The sequence below is a fragment of the Enterococcus sp. ZQ21 genome (assembly GCF_030053755.1).
Classification (GTDB): Bacteria; Bacillota; Bacilli; order Lactobacillales; family Enterococcaceae; genus Enterococcus_B; species Enterococcus_B lactis.
In genome coordinates this window covers 1,868,673-1,893,768 of sequence record NZ_CP125658.1, presented here as the reverse complement: position 1 = coordinate 1,893,768, position 25,096 = coordinate 1,868,673, and the positions used below count along the sequence as shown (strand labels likewise).

At 32.8% G+C, this 25,096-nt stretch carries 21 protein-coding genes; 20 read left to right on the top strand and 1 reads right to left on the bottom strand.

Annotated features, from left to right (window positions below):
* The first annotated feature begins 24 nt into the window (after positions 1-24).
* The 5 genes from QK255_RS09165 (at position 25) to QK255_RS09145 (ending at position 7,305) form a co-directional block, all read left to right on the top strand.
* Positions 25-1,305: an EpaQ family protein gene (locus QK255_RS09165; RefSeq protein ID WP_002292878.1), complete on the top strand. Its 1,281-nt coding sequence runs from the start codon at positions 25-27 to the stop codon at positions 1,303-1,305.
* Positions 1,306-1,513: 208 nt separating this feature from the next.
* Positions 1,514-2,320 (top strand): ABC transporter permease, encoded by an 807-nt coding sequence (locus tag QK255_RS09160; RefSeq protein ID WP_002289081.1) that lies wholly within the window; start codon positions 1,514-1,516, stop codon positions 2,318-2,320.
* An 11-nt stretch (positions 2,321-2,331) separates the two neighbouring features.
* On the top strand, positions 2,332-3,552 hold the full coding sequence (locus QK255_RS09155; protein WP_002289079.1) for an ABC transporter ATP-binding protein: 1,221 nt from the start codon (positions 2,332-2,334) through the stop codon (positions 3,550-3,552).
* A complete protein-coding gene (locus QK255_RS09150; protein ID WP_002289078.1) occupies positions 3,542-5,128 on the top strand; it encodes a class I SAM-dependent methyltransferase in 1,587 nt (528 codons plus the stop codon). Before QK255_RS09155 ends, QK255_RS09150 begins: the two co-directional genes overlap by 11 nt.
* 38 nt (positions 5,129-5,166) lie before the next feature.
* Positions 5,167-7,305 (top strand): glycosyltransferase family 2 protein, encoded by a 2,139-nt coding sequence (locus QK255_RS09145; RefSeq protein WP_002289076.1) that lies wholly within the window; start codon positions 5,167-5,169, stop codon positions 7,303-7,305.
* Positions 7,306-7,673: 368 nt separating this feature from the next.
* On the opposite strand, the gene QK255_RS09140 is transcribed toward QK255_RS09145, so the two are convergent.
* Positions 7,674-8,657, bottom strand: a complete 984-nt coding sequence (locus QK255_RS09140) for a serine hydrolase domain-containing protein (protein ID WP_002289074.1) — start codon at positions 8,655-8,657, stop codon at positions 7,674-7,676.
* Positions 8,658-9,034: 377 nt separating this feature from the next.
* On the opposite strand from QK255_RS09140, the gene QK255_RS09135 reads away from it, so the two are divergent.
* Genes QK255_RS09135 through QK255_RS09065 form a run of 15 tightly spaced genes read left to right on the top strand, consistent with a single transcriptional unit; the run spans position 9,035 to position 25,095 of the window.
* On the top strand, positions 9,035-10,426 hold the full coding sequence (locus QK255_RS09135; protein WP_002289073.1) for a sugar transferase: 1,392 nt from the start codon (positions 9,035-9,037) through the stop codon (positions 10,424-10,426).
* A gap of 15 nt (positions 10,427-10,441) precedes the next feature.
* Positions 10,442-11,482: a glycosyltransferase family 2 protein gene (locus QK255_RS09130; RefSeq protein ID WP_002289071.1), complete on the top strand. Its 1,041-nt coding sequence runs from the start codon at positions 10,442-10,444 to the stop codon at positions 11,480-11,482.
* An 18-nt stretch (positions 11,483-11,500) separates the two neighbouring features.
* Positions 11,501-12,586 (top strand): glycosyltransferase family 1 protein, encoded by a 1,086-nt coding sequence (locus QK255_RS09125; RefSeq protein WP_002289069.1) that lies wholly within the window; start codon positions 11,501-11,503, stop codon positions 12,584-12,586.
* A gap of 32 nt (positions 12,587-12,618) precedes the next feature.
* On the top strand, positions 12,619-13,581 hold the full coding sequence (locus tag QK255_RS09120) for a beta-1,6-N-acetylglucosaminyltransferase (protein ID WP_002289068.1): 963 nt from the start codon (positions 12,619-12,621) through the stop codon (positions 13,579-13,581).
* On the top strand, positions 13,574-15,001 hold the full coding sequence (locus QK255_RS09115) for an O-antigen ligase family protein (RefSeq protein ID WP_002292877.1): 1,428 nt from the start codon (positions 13,574-13,576) through the stop codon (positions 14,999-15,001). Before QK255_RS09120 ends, QK255_RS09115 begins: the two co-directional genes overlap by 8 nt.
* A gap of 1 nt (position 15,002) precedes the next feature.
* Positions 15,003-16,073, top strand: a complete 1,071-nt coding sequence (locus QK255_RS09110) for a polysialyltransferase family glycosyltransferase (RefSeq protein WP_002292876.1) — start codon at positions 15,003-15,005, stop codon at positions 16,071-16,073.
* Positions 16,060-17,481: an oligosaccharide flippase family protein gene (locus tag QK255_RS09105; RefSeq protein ID WP_002292875.1), complete on the top strand. Its 1,422-nt coding sequence runs from the start codon at positions 16,060-16,062 to the stop codon at positions 17,479-17,481. Before QK255_RS09110 ends, QK255_RS09105 begins: the two co-directional genes overlap by 14 nt.
* Before the next feature lie 12 nt (positions 17,482-17,493).
* Positions 17,494-18,501, top strand: coding sequence for a UDP-N-acetylglucosamine 4,6-dehydratase family protein (locus tag QK255_RS09100; protein WP_002289359.1), 1,008 nt, complete (start codon positions 17,494-17,496; stop codon positions 18,499-18,501).
* Between the two features lie 11 nt (positions 18,502-18,512).
* Positions 18,513-19,517, top strand: a complete 1,005-nt coding sequence (gene neuB / locus QK255_RS09095; RefSeq protein WP_002292874.1) for an N-acetylneuraminate synthase — start codon at positions 18,513-18,515, stop codon at positions 19,515-19,517.
* The gene (neuC, locus tag QK255_RS09090; RefSeq protein ID WP_002289362.1) at positions 19,514-20,662 is read left to right on the top strand and encodes a UDP-N-acetylglucosamine 2-epimerase; all 1,149 of its coding nucleotides are present in this window, start codon (positions 19,514-19,516) and stop codon (positions 20,660-20,662) included. Before neuB ends, neuC begins: the two co-directional genes overlap by 4 nt.
* Positions 20,635-21,312 carry an acetyltransferase gene (locus QK255_RS09085; RefSeq protein ID WP_002289363.1) on the top strand — a complete coding sequence of 226 codons (678 nt, stop codon included), beginning with the start codon at positions 20,635-20,637 and terminating at the stop codon, positions 21,310-21,312. Before neuC ends, QK255_RS09085 begins: the two co-directional genes overlap by 28 nt.
* Positions 21,263-22,444 (top strand): DegT/DnrJ/EryC1/StrS family aminotransferase, encoded by a 1,182-nt coding sequence (locus tag QK255_RS09080; RefSeq protein ID WP_002289364.1) that lies wholly within the window; start codon positions 21,263-21,265, stop codon positions 22,442-22,444. Before QK255_RS09085 ends, QK255_RS09080 begins: the two co-directional genes overlap by 50 nt.
* Before the next feature lie 12 nt (positions 22,445-22,456).
* Positions 22,457-23,434 (top strand): Gfo/Idh/MocA family protein, encoded by a 978-nt coding sequence (locus QK255_RS09075; protein WP_002289366.1) that lies wholly within the window; start codon positions 22,457-22,459, stop codon positions 23,432-23,434.
* Complete coding sequence (locus QK255_RS09070; protein WP_002289368.1) at positions 23,434-24,342, top strand: dehydrogenase; 909 nt, start codon at positions 23,434-23,436, stop codon at positions 24,340-24,342. The genes QK255_RS09075 and QK255_RS09070 overlap by 1 nt, the downstream gene beginning before the upstream one ends.
* Positions 24,343-25,095: an acylneuraminate cytidylyltransferase family protein gene (locus QK255_RS09065; RefSeq protein ID WP_002289370.1), complete on the top strand. Its 753-nt coding sequence runs from the start codon at positions 24,343-24,345 to the stop codon at positions 25,093-25,095.
* Position 25,096: the final 1 nt, after the last annotated feature.

Below are 25,096 nucleotides of genomic sequence, written 5' to 3'. Positions count from 1 at the left end.
CCTGAAGTATTATTAGAAAGGAGAGTGGAGATAATTCAAGCAATCGTACAAAAATTTGTCAACAAAATGAGTGCTGGTTTCTTGCTTTTGTTGCTGACGCTGGTCTTTTCTGTTTGGACAGCAGGATTAAGCTTCCCAACCACTTTGTTTATATATAACAACAGTTCGCTACTTATCACTTTTAGTGTGGCTATTTTGCTCATTTTAAATGTTTATAAAGCAAAAGGCGTCGATTTTCTTTATCTAGGTGTTGCGCTTGCACTTTTCATTTTCTTTTCTTACTTTCGGGAATTAAGAAATGAGTCTTTATTTGGAGATTTACTGTTTCCTTTGATTATTTTATTTTGTTTAGTAATTAAATGGATTGAGTGGACAAAATGGGATCGCGGTATTTATCTGCTTGTCTTTACGGTCTTCCTCGGAATCACATTATATCGTGTATTTACAGAGATCCAAGTACCAGAAGGACAAAGCATCTGGACTCCAGGCAATTCGCTTTCTGATATTTGGATCAATACGAATACAATCGGAAGTTCTTTGATGACTCTTGCTTTATTGATCAGCGGATTTGCCAGTTCTTTTGAACGGTGGTATGTTCGTATCATCGGTGCGATAGCAGTCGTTGCAGCCTTTTTAGGCATTTGGGTCTGTCAATCAAGAGGCGCATTAGTTGCATTGATTGTTTTTGCGATATTGGATCTTTTCCCTAAATCATTGATGCGTGTCATTCGTGCGCCGTTTATTGCCTATACGGCTACGATTCTTTTAGCTTTACCGATTTCTTATCTAGCCGCTGTTTCCGAAAAAGTCAATTTGTTTACCGGTCGAGAAGATATTTGGCATAAATTCTATCAGACGCTAGGAGAAAAATCTGAGCAAGTTTTACTTGGGATGAAAACATTCATCTTCCAACGAGGAAACCAATTTTTAGGAAACCACAATAGTTATAATTCTATTTTGAATATCTATGGGTTAATAGGGTTTGGAATTGCTGCTTTGCTGCTTATCCTTTTTATTGGTCGCTTAACGTTGAAAGCAGATTTATCCAACGGGCAGATGACTTTTATCTGGGCCTTTTTTGCGGTGATGATGCAGTCATTTATGGAGGATACATTGACTTCATACCCGTGGGTTCCGATTATTTATATCCTGTTGGCTATGGCCGTTCATCGCTATGACGAAACGAAAGTTATGGAAGAATACTATGACATAGAAGAGCCATATGACGACATGAATGCTGGAGATCCAAGTTATGAGGAACAACCAGATAGCGCTCATTCTTCCAGGATCCAACGCTATCATTGATAGGCGCAAAATACGAGAGAGGCTGTGACAACCGTCGCAGCCTTTTTTGGTTTATTGCAATTGTCTAGCATCTTCTGTAAAATAGAAACGTTAGAGAAAATCTTGTATCATAGAAAATTAAGAAATAAATAAGAACGCAGCTCGGTACCAAAAATATGGTAAAATGGCACTTGACTGTAATTCACTGAAATCGCTTGGAGGAACACAAATGTTTAAAGATTTGTATTTATTTATGAAGGACATTTATCAGAACAGAAAATTACTGCTACAGTTTTCGATCAATGACTTCAAATCAAGATATGCAGGATCGTTTTTAGGAATCTTATGGGCGTTTATCAATCCATTATTTACTGTATTGATTTATTGGCTGGTATTTGGCGTTGGATTGAAAGCACAAATGATCGATGCAAAATACCCATTTATCGTATATTTAGTTACAGGGATGATTCCTTGGTTCTTCTTCTCTGATGCCTTTGCATCAACTACGGTTGTTTTTCGGGAATATACTTATTTAGTAAAGAAAGTCGTATTCAATATTCGTATCTTGCCCACGACGAAAATCCTATCTAATCTGTACACCCATTTATTCTTCATTCTGATTGGCATAGCTGTTGCGCTTATAAATGGTATATATCCTTCAGCCATGTCTTTACAGCTGATTTACTATCTATTTTGCATGTGTGCTTTCTTGACAGGATTGACTTGGCTGACAGCATCCATCCAACCATTTTTACCAGACATCATGCAATTGATTACGATCGTCCTGCAGTTGATTATGTGGACATTGCCGATATTATGGAGCCCGAACCAGTTTGACTCAGGTCTTGTAAGCATATTGAAATTAAATCCGCTGTACTATGTTGTTCAAGGCTATCGTGAGTCGTTTTTAAGTGAAGCTTGGTTCTGGGAGCATGGAACATATACTTTGTATTTCTGGGTGTTCACGTTAGTAATGTTCGTAATCGGCTCTGCAGTGTTCCGTAGATTGAAACCACATTTTTCAGATGTGCTGTAAGGAGAATAGCTATGACAGAATATGCAATTAGACTAAAAGATATCACAAAATCTTATAATATGTACGCAAAACCGTCGGATCGATTTCGTGAAGCTCTTAATCCTTTTAAGAAATCCTATCATGATGTGTTTTATGCGTTGAAAAACGTGAATGTAGAAATAAAAAAAGGTGAGATGATCGGTTTCGTTGGAGAAAACGGATCCGGAAAATCTACGATGTTGAAAATCATTACAGGGGTACTGACACCAACATCCGGTACGATGGAAATCGAAGGGAAAATCTCTGCTTTGCTAGAACTAGGTTCAGGATTCAATCCTGAGTATTCTGGCTATGAAAATATCTATTTAAATGGAATGGTACTAGGCTTTTCAAGAGAAGAAGTCGATGAAATGGTCGATGATATCATTGAATTTGCTGACATCGGAGACCATATTTATCAACCTGTAAAAACTTATTCAAGCGGGATGTTCGTTCGTCTAGCTTTTGCTGTAGCAATCAATGTGAATCCCGATATTTTGATTGTGGATGAAGCATTGGCAGTAGGCGATCTTGAATTTCAACTAAAATGTATGGAAAAATTTACAGAAATCAAGAACTCGGGAAAGACGATTTTATTCGTTTCTCATGATATCAGTTCGATTCGTCGTTTTTGTGATCGTTCCTATTGGTTGAAAAACGGAGAAGTCGTCGAATATGGCGATACGATGGAAGTAACGACGAATTATGAAAACTTTTTAAAGAAAAAATCAGTTAAAACAGTGGATCGGAATAAAAACCAAGTAGAACGGTTCGCCGCTCCAGATATCGTCGACGTGACGAAAGCGGAATTGTTGGATAAAGACAAAAATCCGGTGGATATGCTGGAACAAGGAGAAAAACTATACGTTAAAGTAACTTATGAAGTAAAAGATGATACAATCAAAAATCCGGTTTTAGGAATTGCGCTACGAACAGTCGACAATTTTTATGTATGCGGACTTAATACTCTACTAGATGGTATCAAGATTCCTTGGAAAAAAGGAGAGAATATCTTTTATCTGGAGTATGAAAAGTTAGGTTTGTTAGCTGGTGAATATTATTTTGACGTTGCGGTCTTTGAAGAAAATGCAACGGTTCCTTTGGTATATAAGACAAAGTACATGAACTTGTTTGTCAGCGGTTCTTATATCGGAGAAGGCATCGTGGTCTTAGACCATAAATGGGAAGAAGGGACTCATAGCAATGAAATATGATTTTGAAATGGACCTAGATGAACAAAGCAGTGTGGGAAAAATTGCCGCACAGATCAAACCAGGAAGTAAAGTTTTAGAGTTTGGTCCCGGAAACGGCCGATTAACGAAACATTTAATCGGAGCAAAACAATGTGAAGTGAGCATTGTTGAGTTAGATAAGGAATTGTTCGATTTTGTCAGCGAATTTGCTCAAGATGGATTTTATGGTGATATCGAAAGTTTTGAGTGGGCAAACTATTATGCTGGACAGACATTTGATTACGTCTTGTTTGCGGATGTTTTAGAACATTTGGTAGATCCTGGAAAAACATTGAAGAAAGTCAGAGAATTTTTGAATGAAGAAGGAGAGATCCTGATTACATTCCCTAACTTGGCGCATAATTCTGTCATGATCGATTTGTTCAATAACCAGTTGCCGTGGGCTTCTTATGGTCTCCTAGATGAAACCCATAATTCTTTTTATACTCATGATGGCTTCCAAAAAGTTTTTGAAAAAGCGGGATTATTCATTAATATTGAAGATTATTTGTACTTAGCTGTAGGTGATACAGAATTAAAATCAACTTATGAAGAATTGCCGGAAGCTGTACGCTATGATTTCAAAATGCGACCATTTGGTGAAGTCTACCAATACTTTTTCTCATTGATGAAACATCCAGTAGCACAAAGTTCCATTGCAGAGCCACAAAATTCTAATTATGTAAAAGTGTTAGAAGTAACCCAGCAAACGAAACAAGATGAAACAATCCAACAAATACCATTCAATAATTTCACAGGGGAAAATGAGACACTAAGTTTCCCCGTATCAGAAACAACAGAAAGAATGGTGTTTCGCTTCGCGCAACAACCTAGCTTTATCGAATTCAGCGCAGAAGCTGCCGGAGAAAAACTAACATTTATCGATTCGAATGCTGTAGTCAAAACAGTAAATGATTGTTATTTGTTTGATGGGAAAGAATTACCAGAGTTCGTTCTAACGGATATTTCTGGGAAAGAAGTGACTATCCATTGTCACTATCGCTTTATCGGGGAATTGACACCAACAATGAAAGAATTGTTGGAAACGATTCGTCCCATGGCTGAAGTCACAAAGCAGCTTTCTGAGAAAAATGACGAATTAGAAAGAGAAAATCATCATCTTCTTGAGGAAAATACAAGACTAGACCATACGTTAAAAACAACCACAAATCGCTATTGCACATTGTTGGAAAGTGATGAATGGACAATAAAACATAGACTAGGACGACGTAAGAAAGAAACTTCGAAAAAAATCCAAGAAAAAGAACTTTCTATATGTATTGACGAGAAAATCTGGGATGCAGAAACAAAAATATTAAAAATCATCGGATGGGGAATCGCTAATTCGGATCGCCAGCCCTTGTCCTATAAGTTATCAGCTGACCAATCGCCATTTTTCGAAGCAATTCCTGTTTCACGAGAAGAAGTCAATCAAGCAGAACAGCTCGCAAAAGGAACAGAAGCGGGATTTGAGTTACGAATCCTTTGCGAGCAAGAACGTTCATTCTTAGTGGAAGCAGTAGCTCAAAATGGCCAATCATGGATCATTGAAATGTAAATAATGATTAACTTATAAAGATAAGGAGTAAACGAATCGTGCAAAAAAAAGAAATTGCCGTATTTATCGATCAAATCACTCGTGAACGGGCCACTGGCGATTTGCTTATTGTGGGCTGGGCAATTGATGAAGTGACCAAAGAAATCCCTACGATAAAGGTAGAAAAAGAAAATGTGATTGCTGAAGCAACACATGTCGTAAGATTGGATATCAATCATTTATATAATCTTGATGTTAAGACCCAAAGCGGTTTTAAGGTACGTTTATCAGGGAAAATGAGAGGAAAAGCCATCTTAGACTTCCAAACAGCGAGACATCAAAATGGCATAGCTGTGAAATTAAACGGTAAATACCCTTATGATGACGGCATTGAATCTTCATGGGAAAGAAAAAAAAGATTACTGAAAAAAGGGATAAATTATGCAAGGACTCATGGCGTAAAAAAAGCGATCCGTCGGGTCAAATTGGAATTGAAGCCAGGATCGATCGACTATGCAGAGTGGATCAGTCGTCATGAGAAACCAGATTTGAAAGAGCAAAGGAAAGAAGCACAAGGATTTGCGTACCGTCCATTGATTTCCATACTTATGCCTGTCTATAACGTTGAAATCAAATGGCTCGAAAAATGCATTGATTCGGTACTGGATCAAACGTATGATCATTGGGAACTATGTATCAGTGATGATGCTTCTACTGATCCAGCTATCCGAAAGTGTCTGGAATCCTATCAAGCAAAAGATGATAGAATCAAAGTCGTTTTCCGAAAAGAAAATGGACACATCAGTCTGGCAACTAATTCTGCATTGGAAATAGCAGAAGGAGAATTTATAGCACTCTTAGATAATGATGATGAATTACCGCCATTTGCATTATATGAAGTGGCAAAAGTGCTAAACGTACATCCAGAACTGGATGTGATCTACAGTGACGAAGATAAAATCGATGCAGATGGCAATCGCTTTGATCCGCATTTCAAAGCAGACTGGTCGCCTGATACATTGATGGGAAATAATTATATCTCTCACTTAGGCGTATATCGAACAAGCATTGTTAAAGAACTTGGCGGTTTCCGTAAAGGCTATGAAGGTTCTCAAGATTATGATTTGGTCCTTCGTGTGACAGAACAAATCCCTGCAGATCATATTTACCACATTGACCGAGTCTTGTATCATTGGCGGACGATCCCAGGATCAACTGCAAGTAATGGCGAAGCCAAAAGTTATATCTATGATTCCGGAGTGAAAGCATTGACAGATGCCCTGTCTAGAAGAAACATCAAAGGAAGCGTACGTCCTGGCAGAATTTCTGGATTTTATGAGATTGCTTATGACGTCTTGCAAGAGGATTTGGTCAGTGTGATCATTCCAACGAAGAATGGCTATGAAGATCTAAAAACTTGTGTGGATTCGATCATCGAAAAAACGTCTTATTCAAATTATGAAATCATTATTGCGGATAACGGAAGTACAGATCCAAAAATGCAAGAATTATTTGCAGAATACAAGCATCAGCTGAAAGACCGCTTTATCGTAGAATTGATTGACATTCCATTCAATTATTCTCGAATTAACAATTTAGCAGCAGAAAAAGCAAACGGCAAATACTTTTTATTCTTGAATAACGATACAGAAGTGATTGAGCCAGATTGGATGACGGTGATGGTTTCTTATGCACAGTTTGATCGAATCGGCTGTGTAGGAGCAAAACTGTTTTATCCAGATGATACAACGCAGCATGCAGGAGTATTATTAGGAATCGGTGGTGTTGCAGGGCATGCATTGAATAACTATGATCGAACACATTGTGGTTATTTCGGCCGATTGGTCATTGACGTCAATTACTTAGCAGTCACTGCAGCTTGTATGATGGTCAAGGCAGCTGACTTCAATGCTGTTAACGGGTTTGATGAAACATTAGAAGTAGCATTCAACGATGTTGACTTGTGCTTGAAAGTTTATGAACTGGGTCGTTACAATGTCTATGCACATCAAGCAGAATTGTACCATTTCGAATCTAAATCAAGAGGTTATGAAGATACTCCAGAAAAACAAAGACGTTTTGCTGGTGAAATCAAAAAAATGCAAGATAAATGGCCAGCATATATTGCGCATGATCCATTTTACAATGATAATTTAACAAAAGAAGGAATCGGCGACTTTTCGTTGAGACCAGATTAAACTATAATAAAAAGCTGTTATGTTGTGATTCGCTCGCACATAACGGCTTTTTATAGTTTTTTGTCAAAAAAAGGCAGAAGGTGCCGACTCAAAAAAATAAGTCGAGGTTGGGACAGAAGTGTTTAACTCCGAGAAATAAGAAGAAATTCACGAAAATTGCTTTTTCAAATTTTTGTGAATTTCGGCTTATTTAAGAAGAAGTTGCTTCTGCTCCCACCGTTTATTCGTTTTTAAAGAATGAGACAAAAGTGTTTCTTACTTTTGTCCCACGCTCTTATTCATGCTCAGAGCGCCAATAGATACAAAATCATAGCCAAAGTTTCACGAACCCTAGCTGTCAAAGAATCGATATTTTATTTTAATATAGGCTATTTTAAAATAAATGGTTTAAGGTATTCCTCTACAAAAGCCACTCTATCAATTATCATGGGTTTAAAATAAGAAGTGATGGAGATAACCAGATTGTTCTTAGCGTCAATATAAAGAACATTTCCACTATTACCAATTGCTGAATATATTTCGTTCTCAGAATCTAATACCCACCATAAATAGCCATATCTCATATTTTGTAAGTCTTCTAAAGCACTGGTTCTAGGTTTGAACATCTCGTTTATCCACATGGGTGGTACGATTTGTTTTCCTTTATACATCCCTTTATTTAGGCATAATACACCAATTTTTGCCAGATCACTTGCCGATAAACACAAACCATATCCTGCCGTCCCGATATTTAGTGGATCACAAAACCAGACATTGGTTTTAGGAGACTTATCCATTGTAAACTGCTTATGTTCTTCAGCTGTTTCAGCATAATAATTGACATGGTTTGGTATCCCTATAGGATCAAATAGATACTTATTGGCAAAATCAACAGTTGTTAGCTTACTTGTCTGATACAACAAGCCAGTTAATATGTGTAAACAGACAGTTTGATAGTTGAATTCGCCGGTTATACCTTTTCTTCCTCCCAATAAATCTAGTGATGTCTTTGTCCAATCTTCACTTGAACAGACTTTTGTCCATGGATCGCCTTTACATTTGTAGGGTGCTTTCATTGTTAGCAAGTGCTTGATTGTAATAGCGTAAATAGTTTTCTCCCCGCGTTTCACTTTATACTCTGGAAAATAATCTAATACTTTATCATCGATACTTTTGATTAATCCTTGCTCTAAAGCAATGCCAATCAGCAAAGATACAATACTTTTCGTTGCTGACATGATATGACAAGTATCGTCTTTTTTATAACCATTCCATTCATCTGTATAAACTTCTACCCCATCCTTATATGCGACAATTTGACATATATTTGGTTGTCGAAAACCAATAAAATCATGCAACTCTTGTTTATTCATAAGATATTACCTCACTTTCTTCTATAAGCATAATGTCATTAAAAATCTATTTCAATTTTTTCGATTCTTCACGTAATACAGGTATTCTTATGGACTAGACAGCGCTTTGGGAAGATGGATTCTCTGAAAAATATAAAGGTTCACTTTATGAGTGGATAAAAAAAGCAGCAAATACTTCGACTTCTTTAATTTACCAACATTAGTGAAAATCGATTCATCTGGAGATTTGTAATTTAGAGTCCTTGTCTTGATTAGAGGTGTATAAAGCTTTTTATTAGACATTTTTAAATTCCATTACAATTTGCTTATAAACTAGGTTTTTAAAGGTGACTATGGTAAGATAATAGAGGTATTATTTTGTGATTAGGAGTGTATATATGAATAAAAATGGAGAATGGAGTGCTGCACGACGGATATTCATTATATTAATGGATGTTATTGTATACAATGCAGCAATATATAGTAGTTTCTTACTGAAGTTTCGTGGAGAGATCCCATTACGAAATTTAGAAACTTTCCAACACTCAGCAATTATTATTTCAGTGATTTTTATTGCGTTGAACATTTTGTTGGGTGCATATGTTTTTTATAATCGAATGATCAGTGACATCGTGTTTGTCACAGTCATCGGTCAGGTATTGATGACACTAGGGATCATGGTAGTGACTTTTGCGGGCCGCTGGTTTGCTTTTCCACGTCTTGTTATCTTACTTTCATTTGTTCTCGGTACGCTTTTCTTAAGTATCTATCGTATTCTCGTATATAAACTTTATTTACGCGTAAGTCGAGATAAAAAGGTCGTCATTATTGGGTTAGAAAAGGATGTCGCACCAGCAATCCAAAATTTTGGTTCAAAGAAAAACAACAAACATAAAGTCGAAGCAGTCATTCTTGATAACTATTATGCAAACATCAAAAATATGATTAAAGACATCGATATTGTCTATCTTGCTTCTCATATCGAAGAAACTGAAAAAATCAAAATCTATCAATTAGTTACTAAAAATGAAAAAAAATTGTTTTTGAATACAACATTTGAAAACTTGACATTGATCAATCCAAATATTATGAATTTCGAAGATGAAAGTATTATTGAAGCATCTGGATTTAGAATCCAACCTGAATATGAACTATTCAAACGTTTGTTTGATATCATCGTTTCACTTGTTTTATTAGTTATTGCTTCACCATTTATGTTATTCACAGCAATTTTAGTCAAAGTGACATCACCGGGACCAATCATCTATAAACAAGTGCGGATCACAAAAAATCAAAAGGAATTTTCAATCTATAAATTCCGCTCGATGACCGCCACAGCCGAAGCAAAATCTGGACCAGTTTTAGCTAAGAGCAATGATGCACGAGTAACGCCTGTAGGTAAATTTATTCGAGCTGTCCGCTTTGATGAATTACCACAAATCTTCAATGTGCTGAAAGGCGATATGTCGATCGTAGGACCACGTCCTGAACGTCCTTTCTTCGTCGATCAGTTCAATGCAGAAAACCCTTATTACTACTTACGGCATAATGTTCGTGCTGGTATCACTGGGTATGCACAAGTCTATGGAAAATATGTCTCTGATTACAACAGTAAATTACGTTTTGATTTACTTTATATCAAAAAATATTCATTGATGCTTGATTTAAAGATCTTGCTGCAAACCATCAAGATCCTATTTGATAAAATGTCCTCTCAAGGACTTGAAGAAGACGAAAATGTGATCTCATTGGCAGAAATTGCTTTTCCGAATGAAAAAATCTTTCGCTAGTTGGGAGGCGTAAAAATGAACAATCCGAAATTCAGCATAATCGTACCAGTATACAATGCAGAAGCAACTATTGGTCGAACGATTGATATTCTAAAAGAATTGGATTATGAAGAGTACGAAGTCGTTTTAGTAAATGATGGATCAACAGATCAAACACAGGAAATCATTCAAGAACTGATTGAAAATGATGAACGTTTTGAATTGATTACTACGACCAATCAAGGGCCCGGATTAGCAAGAAACGAAGGAATAAGACAGTCAAAAGGAGAATATCTCTTATTCTTCGATGCAGATGACACGCCAGTAAAAACGATCTTGTCAGATTATGATCATTTGCTAGAAAAGAGTCCAAAAGCGGATCTTGTTGTTAGTTCGTTTGTTTTTCGTACAATGGACGAGGGAAGAATCGTTTCCGAAAAAGAAAACTTAGTTACAGAATGTCACTATCTAACTCACGAAGAGTTTATAAAAGACATGTATCAGTTAATGAATGAACAGTTGATGTATGTTGTATGGAACAAATGCTATCGTAGCGATATTCTGAAAAATAACCAAATTCTATTTAAAACTTATAATAGTTGTGAGGATCGAATATTTAACTTACATTATTATGAATACTGTCATCAAGTGATCATGAACCCAAAAGTAGAATATATTTATGAATTTGAAGGTGGGAAGGGGATCACTAATCAATACCGACCTAACAAGTTCGAAACATTTAAAGAATTCTATTCATTAGCAAATACTGTAACAGACGATATTAATAAAGACGGTATGGCGGCGCTTCTTTTAAAAGGGACAACTTCAGTTATTTTTTCTATTTATAGTACCTCTGCAAGAACTTCAAAAGAGAAGAAAGACGAAGCAAAGCAGATATTGAGTGATCCAGTGATCCGAGAAGCCAAGCAAATTGCTAAGACGGATTCTTCAGCAAAAAAAATAACAAAGTTGCTTTACAATATGCCAGCTCCACTATTTTTATCTGCTGTAAAAGTTGGAAGCTTCGTTGAAGTGAAAATGCCAGGGTTAATGGCTGCTTTGAAGCGAGTATATTAGTTAATGGAGGAAAATATAATGAAAAGAATTTTGCACTTTCAGGGACGAATGGGTTTAGGTGGAGCAGAGTCTTTCATGATGAATTTATATCGTAAAATTGATCGTACAAACTATCAATTTGATTTTTTGATTTATGAAGATTATGCAGATGTTCAAGACTATCATTCAGAGATTGAAAGATTAGGAGGCCGTATTTTTGTTGTACCTAATCCTAAGAAAAATATTTTTAAATATTTAATAGAAGTGAATAAGTTACTAAAAAAAGAATCTTTTTCTATAGTTCACAATCAGGTTTATTTTGGCGGGGGAATTAATTTATGGTTAGCCAAAAAGAATGGAATCAGACAGAGAATTGCTCATAGCCATGCAACTGAAGATGGAAAATCTCAAAATATTGTAATGAATGTATTGCGTAAATTTTTAACCAAATTGTTGTTACAAAATGCAACAGACTACCTTGCCGTTAGTCAAGAAGCTGGTGAAAGTCTGTTTCAAAACCATCCCTTTGAGATAGTTCATAATGGTATTGATTTAGAGCTTTATAGTAAAAATTCAGAAGCTAAGGTTAATAAGAGAAAAGAATTGGATATCTCAATGAGTACTTTTGTTGTGGGAAACATTGGACGATTAGAGAAACAAAAAAATCAATCTTATTTGTTAGAGATTTTTTTAGAAATACTAAAAATGAATTCTGATTCTTACTTGATTTTAGTAGGTGAAGGGTCACTTAGAAATAAACTGAAAGCCAAAGCAGTAGAATTGGATATAGAGAAAAGAGTAAAATTTTTAGGAGAAAGAAACGATATTCCCGAGTTATTATCTGTGATGGATGTTTTTGTAATGCCTTCTCTTTATGAAGGTCTGCCAATGGTTGGATTAGAAGCACAAGCAGCAAAATTAAAATTAGTCTTAGCAGATACTATTTCCAAAGATACAAAGTTAACAAATAATGTGGATTTTGTATCATTAGATGAAACACCACAAGAATGGGCAAAAAAAGTAATAAAAGAGCCGTATGCTAATAAAATAACACAAGAACTAAAGAGTTATGATGTTTCGTACACTACTGAACAAATGGAGAGTATATATAGTAGAGATCATTAAAAATGTTCAAGATATTTTAGGAGTGATTATTTTTGAAAATATGTTATTTGATATTGGCATACAATGATATTGGCAACTTAAAGAGATTGGTCAATCGATTGAACGAAAATGCAGTTTTTATTATTCATATAGATAAAAAAACTGATATAGAACCATTTATTGAAGCATTTAAATCATATGATAATGTTGAATTTTTATGTAATAAAAACCGTGTTAAAATTTATTGGGGTGGTTTTTCCATTGTACAAGCAGAAATCAATTTAGTAAAGAGAGCATTACAAAATGAGAAATATTTAAAATATGTATTATTATCTGGTGCTGATTATCCAATCAAAGATAATGAGTATATTTATAATTATTTTAAAAAGAATAGTTCAGTGGAATTTATTCGTGGAATAGATCTAGATCAAATTAAACATAAAGAATTTTATTATAAACATATAGATGTATATCAAAAACATGATTATCCTAGAATTAATAGGAATAACACAACTGCATTTAAAATTTTTAGAGCTATAATTAATCGTTGTCTGAGGATGATTAAACTTCCCCCAAAAATTAGACACCATAAATTTGATTTGTATCATGGTTCTCAATGGTGGGCTTTGTCGAAAGAATGCCTAACAGAATTAATACAAATGTATGAACAAAATCAACAAGACTACCTGAATTTTAAAATAGGTATGTTTGCCCCAGATGAAAAATTTTTTCATACACTTTTTTTTAATTCCTCGTTCAAAAATAAAAATGTTATTGGAGGACCAGATTTACCACTTGAATTGAAAAATATTGAAGAAACTACTTTACAAACTTCGAAATTAGCAAATATTCATATTATTGATCCTTCCATGAACAAATGGTTTGATGAAAGGGATATAGATCAAATAAAAGAAAGTGAAAAATTATTTGTAAGAAAAGTTAAATCGGATTACTCTGATAAACTATTAAATAGAATTGATAAAGAAATTTTGAAAGTTGGAAATATAGATGAATAGAATAGTACCTGTTTTAGAGAAGAGTTTATTAAGTCGAGATGCGTTTCGAGTAATAAATTTAATCATTTGTCTGCTTTATTTTATGCCTAGTACTTTTAATGTAACTAATATCCCGATGAAAATAGCTTTTGCTTGGGGTGGAATTATAGTTTTGTATGAGGTTTTTATAAAGAAAAATTTTTTTAAAATGCGTTTTTCTTGGCTACTGATTGGAGCAATGATTAGTTTTATCTTAACTATAATCATTAACAGAGAAAATTTTTTAATTCCATCTATTTATAATTTTGGATATTTGCTGATTACTTTGATAGTAATTTTTCCTGCAGACTTTTCACAAAGTGAAGAGGAAAAAAAGAAAAAAATGGTGTATTTTAATAATGTTTTCATTATCATAATTTTTTTAGCTGCGCTAATATCTATCTATCAATTTATTTTTTTGATTTCTTATCATGTCCCAACAGGAACGCCAGGATTACTTGCAAGACAAGGTTTTATTGAACATCGGTTATTTGGTGTCTATACAAGTCCAAATGTTGGAGCTATGTTTGGATATACTTCTATTATTTTAAGTTTAATTAGTGTATTAATTTCAAAAATAACAAAAACGATTCGTGTTTTTTATATGATGAATTTTATCGTACAAATATTTTATATTACACTTTCTTCGTCTAGAGGTGCCCAGGTAGTAATTTGTTCTTTTTTAGTATTATTTCTTTTGTTGTTTGCCAATTCAAAATTTAGAAAGAGCATTAGAGAAGTACTACCTGTAAAAATCAAATGGATGGTAAGCATATTATTAGTTCTATTGGTATATTTTTCTTTTGGTACTAATTATGCTAAGGATTTTTTAGCAACAATTCCTGTATCGATTGATAGAAAAGTAGAAGTTATAGAGTCAAATGAATCAGATAAAACTCCACTTCCAGAAAAAGAAGTAATATTACAGCATTCTAGTGATAACTCCGAAATTTCAGCTGGTCGTTTTACGATTTGGAAAGCTGCGCTTAAAGTTATAAGACCAACTTTGTTATTTGGTTATGGAGAGACCGATTTCTATGGGAATAGCGATGCAAAATTTTTGAAAAAAGTAGATCTTGATACTACAGATGTGAATGAACTAAAAAGAGCACATGGAAACATGCATAATGGATTTCTTCAAGTACTTGTATCAAGTGGTATAATTGCTTTTATATGTATCTATGCTTTCTATGTGTTAAATATCTTTAGTTTACTCAAAACATTTTTTAGAAGTAAAGTGAATTATGCGTTTCTTGGTATTGTTTTAATTTTTATACTATCTATTTTTATAGATGAAATGGTGGAGGCTCATGTACTTTTCAATAAGCGCGATGTCATTTCAATTGTTTTCTGGTATTATTTGGGAAGCATTTCTTACTTGTATTTAAAAAAGGAGAATTAATATGAAGACAGCTTTCATTGCTTGGACTCCTTTACATTTGATTAATATATTAAATGTTTATCAAAATTTTTACCGAGAATCAAAAGGAGATTTATTTATTTATTCTGAATTTGAAAACGCTAGAAGATATAGTGAGCGTATAAAAGAATTAGGGCTATTTAATGATGTTGTTTTTGTGAATCACCGGAAAATCGGTTCTTCCTTTAAACGTAAAATTAACTTGTTAACTAACCATAATCAATTTTTCTCGGATGATTTATCCGTTTATGATGAAATTTTTATACAGGGGGAAAATTATTTCACAAAAATACTTTTCTCCAATGTTTACAAAAAAAATCCAGATGTAAAACTAAATTATATAGAAGATGGTTTGGGTACTTATTTGAAGAAGAGTATATTTTCAACAAGTAAAAACGTTCAAAGAGTTTTTAAAATATTAAATAAAAATAGCATCTTCAAAAAAAAAATTGACGATTATTTTGTCTATTGTCCGGAATTGTTACTTTATGATGTAAAAAATATAAAAAAAATTCCCAAAATAGATGAAAACAGTAAATTGATGAAAAACATACAATCAATCTTTGGGATAGAAGAAGTTTTTGTCGGAGATAAATGTATCTTTTTTGATCAACCTTTATTATCTGATGGTTATGGCATAGATGAAACAGATATTTTCGCTAAAGTAAATAGTATATTTTCTGGAAAAAAAGAAACTTTAATTAAGCTTCATCCTAGAGCAAGGACAAATCGTTATGGTGAAAAAAACATATTGAATTCCAGTTTACCGTTTGAAGTCTTGCTACTTGAAAATGACTTCTCTTCAACACTTTTGATTAGTCCTATATCTACAATTTCTTTTTCACCATCTATGATGTTTGAAAAGACGATCAACTCTATTATGTTGGCTAAATTAATTTTAAATGAATATACAGCATTATCTGAAGATAAAAAAGAAACATTGACAAATATTGTTCTTTTCTGTGAACAATATAACCGTCTATCAGAAGAAAAAATTTTACTCCCAGAAAACTGGGCAGAATTAAGAAAGTTGGTAGAGTATGGGATTATTTAACACACTTTCCAAGTCAAAATTAGTTAAGTCCAGTTTCTGGTATACTATAGGGAATTTTTTTATTAAGGGAATTTCATTCATAACTATTCCTATTTTTGTAAATATTACTACTCAAGCAGAATATGGTTTGATTAATAATTTCACTTCATTTGTATCAATTTTTTCGATTCTTGTTGGGCTAAGCCTAAATTCGGCAATTAATAATGCAAGTTTTGACTATAAAGATGACATAAATGAATTTATGTCATCGGTACTTTCTCTAGCTACACTTTCGTTAATTGTGTTCTTATTAATAGGGAACATATATTTTTTGTTTTCAAATGCTTTTTTTGATATGAACCAACTTGTATTTAATTTGATGTTATTACAAAGTTTTGCTAGTTTTGTAATTAGTTATATCCAGTCTTATTTTACGATTAACTTTAACCATTTTAAATATTTGATTTTATCTTTTATATCTACTTTTTTGAATATTGCAATCTCTGTAGCTTTGATGCAGACATTATATTTTGATGATAAATATGTTGGCAGAGTAGTCGGCGGAACACTGTCATTTGTGTTGATAGGTTTAGTAATTTATTTAAGAATAATGATAAAGGGTGCTCATTTTTTTGATAAAAAACAGTGGAGATACGCTTTAAAAATCTCTTTGCCGCTAATCCCACATTCCTTAGCAAATATAGTTTTAGCACAATTCGATAGAATTATGATTAATTCTTATTTAGGTCCTGCTGCGGGTGGAATATATTCCTACATTAGTAACATAGGTATTATTCTAAGCGTAATATGGATGTCTACTAATAACGCCTGGGTTCCATGGTTCTATGGTGAGATGAGTAAAAATAATGAAAAAAAAGTGAAGAAAGTTAGTAACTATTATTTAGTAGTCTTTACTTTGATTACGATGATTGTAATGGTAGTTTCGATTGATTTAGCAAAATTTATGGCTCCGAAAGACTATTATTCTGGGTTATCTTTAGTGGTTCCGATAACCTTAGGCTATTTCTTTCAGTTTTTATATAGTTTACCAGTTAATGCTGAATTTTATGAGAAAAAAACATCGTTTATTGCGATTGGTACAGTAGCAAGTGCTATAGTTAATATACTATTAAACATGATTTTCATACCTAGGTTAGGAATAATTGCTGCTGGATACACAACCGTATTTACGTATTTTTTACTTTTTATTTTTCATTATAATATCGCTAAAAAAATTACGAATAAACAATTATTTGACACAAAAAAAATATGTATCATAATAATTTTTGTATCAATTTTTTCTTTGATACTTCATATTTTAATCAATCAAATGTTGATTCGTTACGTTTTGACATCATTATTGATAATTAGTTTAGTTATATATTTTTTAAAGATTAAGAATCGAATTATAGATGACTATAATTCATAGGAGGAGATATAAGTGTTTAAAGGAAAAACAATATTAGTAACTGGCGGAACTGGTTCCATTGGAAGTGAAATTGTTCGTCAGCTTTTAAAATATGAACCAAAAGCTATCAGAATTTATAGTAGAGGTGAAGAAAAACAATTTTATATGCAACAAGAGCTCTCAAATCACACTAATTTGAGATTTTTAATTGGTGATATCAGAGACTCTCAAAGGATTGATTATGCATGTCGTGATGTGGATATTATTTTTCATGCTGCCGCAATGAAACACGTTCCAGCAAGTGAATATAATCCTATGGAAGCTGTAAAAACAAATGTGATGGGAACTCAAAATGTAATAGATGCAGCGATCAAAAATAATGTAAAACATTTTGTAGGTATCAGTACAGATAAAGTAGTGAGTCCTACTAACACCATGGGTGCGACAAAGTTATTGAGTGAAAAATTAATAATAGCTGCCAATCAGTATAAAGGAAAAACAGAAACAATATTTTCTTGTGTAAGGTTTGGAAATGTCATGGGGTCAAGTGGATCTGTTATTCCTCTTTTTAGTAAACAAATAAAAAACAATAAAGATATTACTTTGACAGATGTTGATATGACACGATTTATGATGTCAATACCGGATGCTGCAAGATTAGTTCTGTCTGCTGCTATGAATTCAAAATTTGGAGAAACATATGTCTTAAAAATGCCGGCAATCAATATTTTAACTTTAGCTCAATCATTAATAAAAATATATAATGATACACATGATGAAAAATATAGAGGTGAAATAAAAGTTGTAGGTATCAGGCCAGGAGAAAAATTATATGAAGAGCTAATGACTACAGACGAAATTGAACGCTCATATGAAAATGATAAAATGTATATCATTCCACCACACTATCATGCTACTGACGAACTGTACAAAGATTATGAAAAAATTAAAATCACTGCATACTCTTCAGATGCAACAGAATTAATGAGTGGACAGGAATTTATTAGAATCGCAAAAGAGAATAATGTCGTGACTTGGTAAGGAGTTTTATGATGAAATCAGAAGTATATGTAATTGCAGAAATTGGTGTAAACCATAATGGAAGTCTAGATTTAGCTTTAGAAAGTATTGATAAAGCTAAAGAATGTGGAGCTAACGCGGTTAAATTTCAAACATTTAAAACGAATAAGCTAGTTTCCAAAAAGGCTCCAATGGCAAAATATCAGAAGGATAATCTTAAAGAGGACAGTTCTCAATTTGAAATGCTAAAAAAATTAGAATTATCTCAATCTGATTTTATTAGAATAAAAGATTATTGTATACAAAATAAAATTGATTTTTTGTCTACTCCTTTTGATGAAGAAAGTGCAGACTTTCTAAAACAAATTGGTGTACAAGGATTTAAAATTGGCTCAGGAGATTTAACAAATTTACCTTTTCTTAGAAAAATAGATATGTATGGGTTGCCAGTTTTATTATCTACAGGTATGGCTGATATTCATGAGGTCAGTGAGGCTGTAGATTGTTTCATAGATAGTCCAGTTACTATTTTACATTGTACTTCAAATTATCCGGCTAGTTCTGAAGATATTAATTTATTGGCGATTAACACATTAAAAGAAATGTTCGGGATACCCGTTGGGTACTCCGATCATTCATTGGGATATGATGTTGGTATTTGTGCTGTTGCGATGGGTGCTAAGGTAATTGAGAAACATTTTACCTTGGATAAGGAACTACCTGGTCCAGATCATAAAGCTTCTTTAGATCCTCAGGAATTTGCAGATTTTGTAAAGCATATTAGAAACACTGAAATATTTTTAGGTGATGGTGTTAAGCGAGCAATGCCTTCTGAACTTAGTACAAAAGAAGTATCAAGAAAAAGCCTAGTGGTCACTGAGAATTTAAATGTGGGAGATATTCTTACAGAGAAATCTCTTACAATAAAACGTCCTGGAAATGGAATAGCTCCTAAGTTTTTATATCAATATATTGGCAAAAAAGTTAAAAGACCAATAAGTGCAGATAGTGTTCTGCTTGAGGAAGATGTTGAATGAAAAAAATACTTATAGTAAGTGGAACACGAGCTGATTATGGAATATATAAACCTGTTGCTGAGAATTTACTACAAGATAATTGGGATGTATCATTTGTTGTTTCTGGAATGCATTTATCCCATAAATATGGATTTACTAAAGAATTGATCTTAGCTGACGGATTTAGAATTAGTGGAGAAGTTCAAAGTTTGTTTTTAGAGAACAATAAGGGAAACATGGCTCGGTCTGTGGCATTAGAGATAAATGGTTTCACAAATATATTTGAACAAACTAGCCCTGATTTTGTATTATTACTAGGGGATAGAGGAGAAATGTTGGCAGCTGCGATAGCTTGTTTGTATCTTGGAATCAAAACAGCACATATTCACGGAGGCGAAGTGTCTGGTACTGTAGATGAATCAATAAGACATGCCATAACGAAAATAGCATCTGTTCATTTTGCTGCTACGGAAAAAAGCAAAGAGCGTTTAATAAAAATGGGGGAAGATTCTTGGAGAGTTTTTCCCGTCGGAGCTCCTAGAATAGATACTATTTTAAATAATAGATTACCTAGTTTTAGAGATATAAAAGAAAAATATCATCTAAAATTTGAAAAGAAAAAATACGTTTTGCAAGTATTTCATCCAGTTGTAACCGAACTAGAAAATATAGAAAAACAAATTTTAGCTTTGATCAATTCAATGGAACAACAATCTCAACCAATTATTTGCATTTTACCTAATAGTGATGCTGGTAGCGAAATTATCAGAAAAATGTACCAGAAATATTTAAAAACGGATATTATTTATATTACGAATTTAGAGCCGGAGGAATACCTGACTATATTAAAAGAGTGCAAATTTATGATCGGAAATTCTTCTTCTGGGATAATTGAAGCTGCATCATTCAAAATACCAGTAATAAATTTAGGAACCAGACAAAATGGACGAGAACAATCTAAAAATATTATAAATGCAAATCTAAATGAAAATGAAATTGAAACTGCTTTGAATAAAATACAAGATCCTCAGTTTATAAAAAGCTTGAAAAATGTTAAGAACATCTACGGTGACGGCAACAGTTCTAGAAGAATAACAAAAACATTGAATCAAATATTGAATGATGGGGAAGATATTAAGTGGATTCAAAAACAAATAGCTTATTAAAATATACTAGTGATCCATACATTATTATTGGGGCTGGCGGACACGCAAAAGTCATTATTGAAACCTTAAGATTAGAAAATAAGTTAATATATGGATTTTTTGATGATAAGCAAAATAAAATGCAAGATCTGAAATATCTTGGGAAAATAAACGAATTGAATAGCTGGGCGGATAGCAAAAAAAAAATCTATAAATTTATTGTAGCTATTGGTGACTGTGTAGTAAGAAAAAAGATTATAAAAAAATTGAATATGCCAAGTGAGCAATATGGAATAGCTGTTCATCCAAGTGCTATAGTGGCAAAAGAAATTTCAATTGGTTATGGAACTGTTATTTTTGCGAATGCTGTAATTAACCCAGATGCTGTAATTGGAGAGCATGCTATAATAAACACAGGTAGCATTGTTGAGCATGATTGTAGAATTAATAACTATGTTCATTTATCTCCAGGTGTATGCTTAGCGGGTGGAGTACATGTAGGTGTAGGAACTCAAATAGGAATTGGTTCTCAATGTATCCAGATGAAGAAAATTGGATCTTGGTGTATGATAGGCGCAGGGAGCACTATTGTTAAGGATATTCCCTCACATTCCTTAGCTTATGGCAATCCAGCTAAAATTAAGAAAGAAGGAATTAATTTTGAATTCTAGAATTTTATTATCAAGTCCTCATATGGGAGGAACAGAAGAAAAATATGTTGCTAAGGCTTTTAAAGATAATTGGATAGCGCCATTAGGTGAAAATGTGGATAAATTTGAAGAAAGTATTACAAAATATACTGGTTCTAAGGGCGGAGCTTCTGCGTTAAGTTCAGGTACAGCTGCCATACATCTTGCCTTAAGACTGCTTAATGTTGGAAAAAACGATATTGTCTTTGCTCCTTCATTTACTTTTATAGCTACAGTAAATCCTATTTTATATCAAGGGGCTGTACCAGTGTTCATTGACTCAGAACCTAATACATGGAATATGAGCCCTGTTGCACTAGAGAGCGCATTAGAAGAAGCTGAAAGAAACAACCAATTACCTAAGGCAATCATCGTAGTGAATTTATATGGTCAAATGGCTGATTATGAACGAATTTTAGCTATTGCAAACCAATTTAATGTTCCAGTGATAGAAGATGCAGCGGAATCGTTAGGTTCTACTTATAAGGGAATTTCGTCAGGCTTATTTGGGACAATTGGGATCTATTCATTTAACGGTAATAAGATCATCACAACCTCAGGTGGAGGAGCTCTAGTGTCTAGTGATAAAAAATATGTTGAGCATTCAAGATTTTTAGCAACACAAGCAAGAGATCAAGCACCGTATTATCAACATAGCGAAATAGGTTATAATTACCGTCTAAGCAATATTTCTGCCGGTATCGGACGTGGACAAATGGAAGTATTGAATGATAGAGTAGCTAAACGAAGAGAAATTTTCAATCGATATAAGGAAGCTTTTTCTGGAATTGATAGAATTGAAATGATGCCAGAAGTGGATGGCATGGTGCCAAATCGTTGGTTGTCTACTTTAACGATCAATGATTATAATTCTATTGATCAAGTAGTTAACGTAATAAATAAACTAAATGAAAAAAACATTGAAACAAGAGCTTTGTGGAAACCACTACATTTGCAACCAGTATTTCAAGGGGTAAAAATGTATTACCATGATAATAATCTTAGTGTGTCAGAAAAGTTATTTAATAGCGGCTTATGCTTACCTTCTGGAAGTAATATGACAGATAGTGAACAAGAATTTGTTATTGATGAGTTTAAAAAAATATTCAAGTAGGTGTGATATTTTATGAACATAGGAATTATTGGTTTAGGTTCCATGGGGAAAAGAAGACTTAGACTCATTCAAGAACACTTTAATGATATTTTACTATGTGGTGTTGATACTAATGAGGCGAGACGAAAGGAAGTTGAAAAGGAATTTGGAATACCAACTTATAATAGTCTAACAGAGGCAAAAAATTTGTTTGAAATAAATTCAGTTTTTGTTTGTACATCCCCTATAACCCATGAATTTATTATAAAAGAGGCTTTAAATTTAGATTGTAATATCTTTACGGAAATCAATTTATTAAATGAATATTATGATGAAATAATCGAAGTAGCTAAAAAGAAAGATAGATTACTTTATCTATCTTCTACATTTTTGAAGAGAAAAGAAATTCAATACATTAAGTCTAAAGTGACGCATAATAAAAAAATTTCTTATCAATACCATGTAGGACAGTATTTACCCGACTGGCATCCTTGGGAAGATTATCGCAATTTTTTTGTTTCAAACAAAAAAACTAATGGGTGTAGAGAAATATTCGCTATTGAATTACCTTGGATTATAGATACATTTGGGAAAGTTAAATCGTTTACTGTAATGACCCAGAAATTATCCAATCTTGATATTGATTATTCGGACAGTTTCACTCTTATTATTGAGCATGAAACTGGTATAGTTGGAACTTTAAGTGTAGATGTTGTTTCAAGAGTAGCTAAAAGAAATTTAACTATAATTGGTGAAAAGATTTTAATAGAATGGGAAGGTAACCCGGATTCTCTATTTTCATGGAATGAAGAAACTTCTAGTATGACAGATATTCAATTGTACGATGAGGTTATGCATGATAATAATTATTCACATACTATTATTGAAGATGCATATTTAGAGGAGATTAAAGAATTTTTCACGCTTTTGGAAAAGAAAATGGAACCCCAATATACTTTTGAAAAAGATAAGTATATTATTAACTTAATTAACGACATTGAGGTAAATTAATGATGAAAGTAATTTTTTTTGGGTTAGGGTCAATTGGAAAGAGACATCTAAAAAATCTAATAAGCTATGGAAAAAAGAATTCTATTAATTTTGATATAACAGCTTATAGTAGCAGTGGAAAAAAAGAGTTTGAAGAAATAACGTATATTCAAAATAGAGACGATTTGGATACACATTATGATATAGCTTTTATTACAAATCCGACTTTTAAGCATCTGGAAACACTAAATGTAATTGTTGAAAAAGTTGATTACATATTTTTAGAAAAACCTGCTTTTTCTGAGAGTATTGATCTTACTCAATATAATTATGATTACAAAAATATTTATGTTGCTGCTCCACTGAGGTATAAAAATATCATGGAAGTTGTTCGTAATAGTATTCAAAGTAAAAAAGTATATTCTGTAAGAGCTATTTGTTCTACTTATCTTCCTGATTGGAGAAAAGGTACTGATTATAGAAATAATTATTCTGCCTTTAAATCTATGGGGGGAGGAGTAGAATTAGACTGTATACATGAATTGGATTATATTATAAACCTATTTGGTTTCCCTAAATCAGTAAAAAAACAGTTTGGTAAATATTCGAATCTTGAAATTAACAGTAATGATTTAGCAACATATATATTGAGATACGATGATAAAATTATAGAAATTCATTTAGATTATTTTGGAAGAGTTCCTACAAGAAAATTTCAATTGTTTACTTTAGATGAATGTATCAATGTTGACTTATTAAATAATAAAATAAGTTTTGAAGAAAACATTGTTAAAGAAATGCCTGAATCTGCTAATGATATGTATGAGAAGGAGTTGAAATATTTCTTTGAAAACGTAGTAACAGGCAAAGAAAACTGGAATGATTTATATCATGCAAACGAAGTATTGAAAATAGCTGAGGAGAAATAAATGGAAATTTTATTTACTATTTGTGGTAGAGCTGGGTCTAAGGGGTTTAAAAATAAAAATTTGAAATATTTGGCAGGAAAGCCCCTAGTCCATTTCGCTTTAGCAATGATAGATATCTATCAACAAAAACATCCTGAACATAATTGCACGACTTGTTTGAATACGGACAGTAATGAGTTAGTAGAATTGACGACTAAGTTAAATCCGTCTGTGAAAATTGTAGAACGTAAACCTGAATTAGCTACAGATACTGTAGGGAAAATTGAAGTGATACGTGATTCATTCTTACAACTAGAAAGAGAAGATAATATATTTGATTTAATTATAGATTTAGATTTGACTTCACCTTTACGTGAAGTTTCTAATCTTGAAGAATTAATAGATGAACATCTAAAAAATTTAGATAAAGACGTCTACTTTTCAGTTGTTTCTGCAAGACGTAATCCCTATTTTAATATGGTAAAAAGAATTGAAAATGAAGTTACTATAGTTAATAAATCAAGATACACATCTAGGCAACAGACACCTGAAGTTTTTGAAATGAATGCCTCAATGTATTCTTTTAAACCTGAATTTCTAAAAAAAAGTAATTATATTTTTGATGGGCAATGTGGGATAATAAAAATGAGAGATTATCTAATTTTAGATATTGATAGTGAAGAAGATTTTAAATGGTTAGAATTTTTGTTTCCTAAATTTTTAGAAGATTCTTCGGAGCTTCAAGATATCTATAATTATTTATATCGGAGGTAAA

Coding starts and splice junctions, on each gene's coding strand:
- QK255_RS09065 (WP_002289370.1), top strand. CDS start 24,343: ATGGAAATTTTATTTACTATTTGTGGTAGAGCTGGGTCTAAGGGGTTT.
- QK255_RS09150 (WP_002289078.1), top strand. CDS start 3,542: ATGAAATATGATTTTGAAATGGACCTAGATGAACAAAGCAGTGTGGGA.
- QK255_RS09070 (WP_002289368.1), top strand. CDS start 23,434: ATGATGAAAGTAATTTTTTTTGGGTTAGGGTCAATTGGAAAGAGACAT.
- QK255_RS09105 (WP_002292875.1), top strand. CDS start 16,060: ATGGGATTATTTAACACACTTTCCAAGTCAAAATTAGTTAAGTCCAGT.
- QK255_RS09130 (WP_002289071.1), top strand. CDS start 10,442: ATGAACAATCCGAAATTCAGCATAATCGTACCAGTATACAATGCAGAA.
- QK255_RS09135 (WP_002289073.1), top strand. CDS start 9,035: ATGAATAAAAATGGAGAATGGAGTGCTGCACGACGGATATTCATTATA.
- QK255_RS09155 (WP_002289079.1), top strand. CDS start 2,332: ATGACAGAATATGCAATTAGACTAAAAGATATCACAAAATCTTATAAT.
- QK255_RS09115 (WP_002292877.1), top strand. CDS start 13,574: ATGAATAGAATAGTACCTGTTTTAGAGAAGAGTTTATTAAGTCGAGAT.
- QK255_RS09160 (WP_002289081.1), top strand. CDS start 1,514: ATGTTTAAAGATTTGTATTTATTTATGAAGGACATTTATCAGAACAGA.
- QK255_RS09125 (WP_002289069.1), top strand. CDS start 11,501: ATGAAAAGAATTTTGCACTTTCAGGGACGAATGGGTTTAGGTGGAGCA.
- QK255_RS09080 (WP_002289364.1), top strand. CDS start 21,263: ATGGCAATCCAGCTAAAATTAAGAAAGAAGGAATTAATTTTGAATTCT.
- neuC (WP_002289362.1), top strand. CDS start 19,514: ATGAAAAAAATACTTATAGTAAGTGGAACACGAGCTGATTATGGAATA.
- QK255_RS09140 (WP_002289074.1), bottom strand. CDS start 8,657: ATGAATAAACAAGAGTTGCATGATTTTATTGGTTTTCGACAACCAAAT.
- QK255_RS09110 (WP_002292876.1), top strand. CDS start 15,003: ATGAAGACAGCTTTCATTGCTTGGACTCCTTTACATTTGATTAATATA.
- QK255_RS09075 (WP_002289366.1), top strand. CDS start 22,457: ATGAACATAGGAATTATTGGTTTAGGTTCCATGGGGAAAAGAAGACTT.
- neuB (WP_002292874.1), top strand. CDS start 18,513: ATGAAATCAGAAGTATATGTAATTGCAGAAATTGGTGTAAACCATAAT.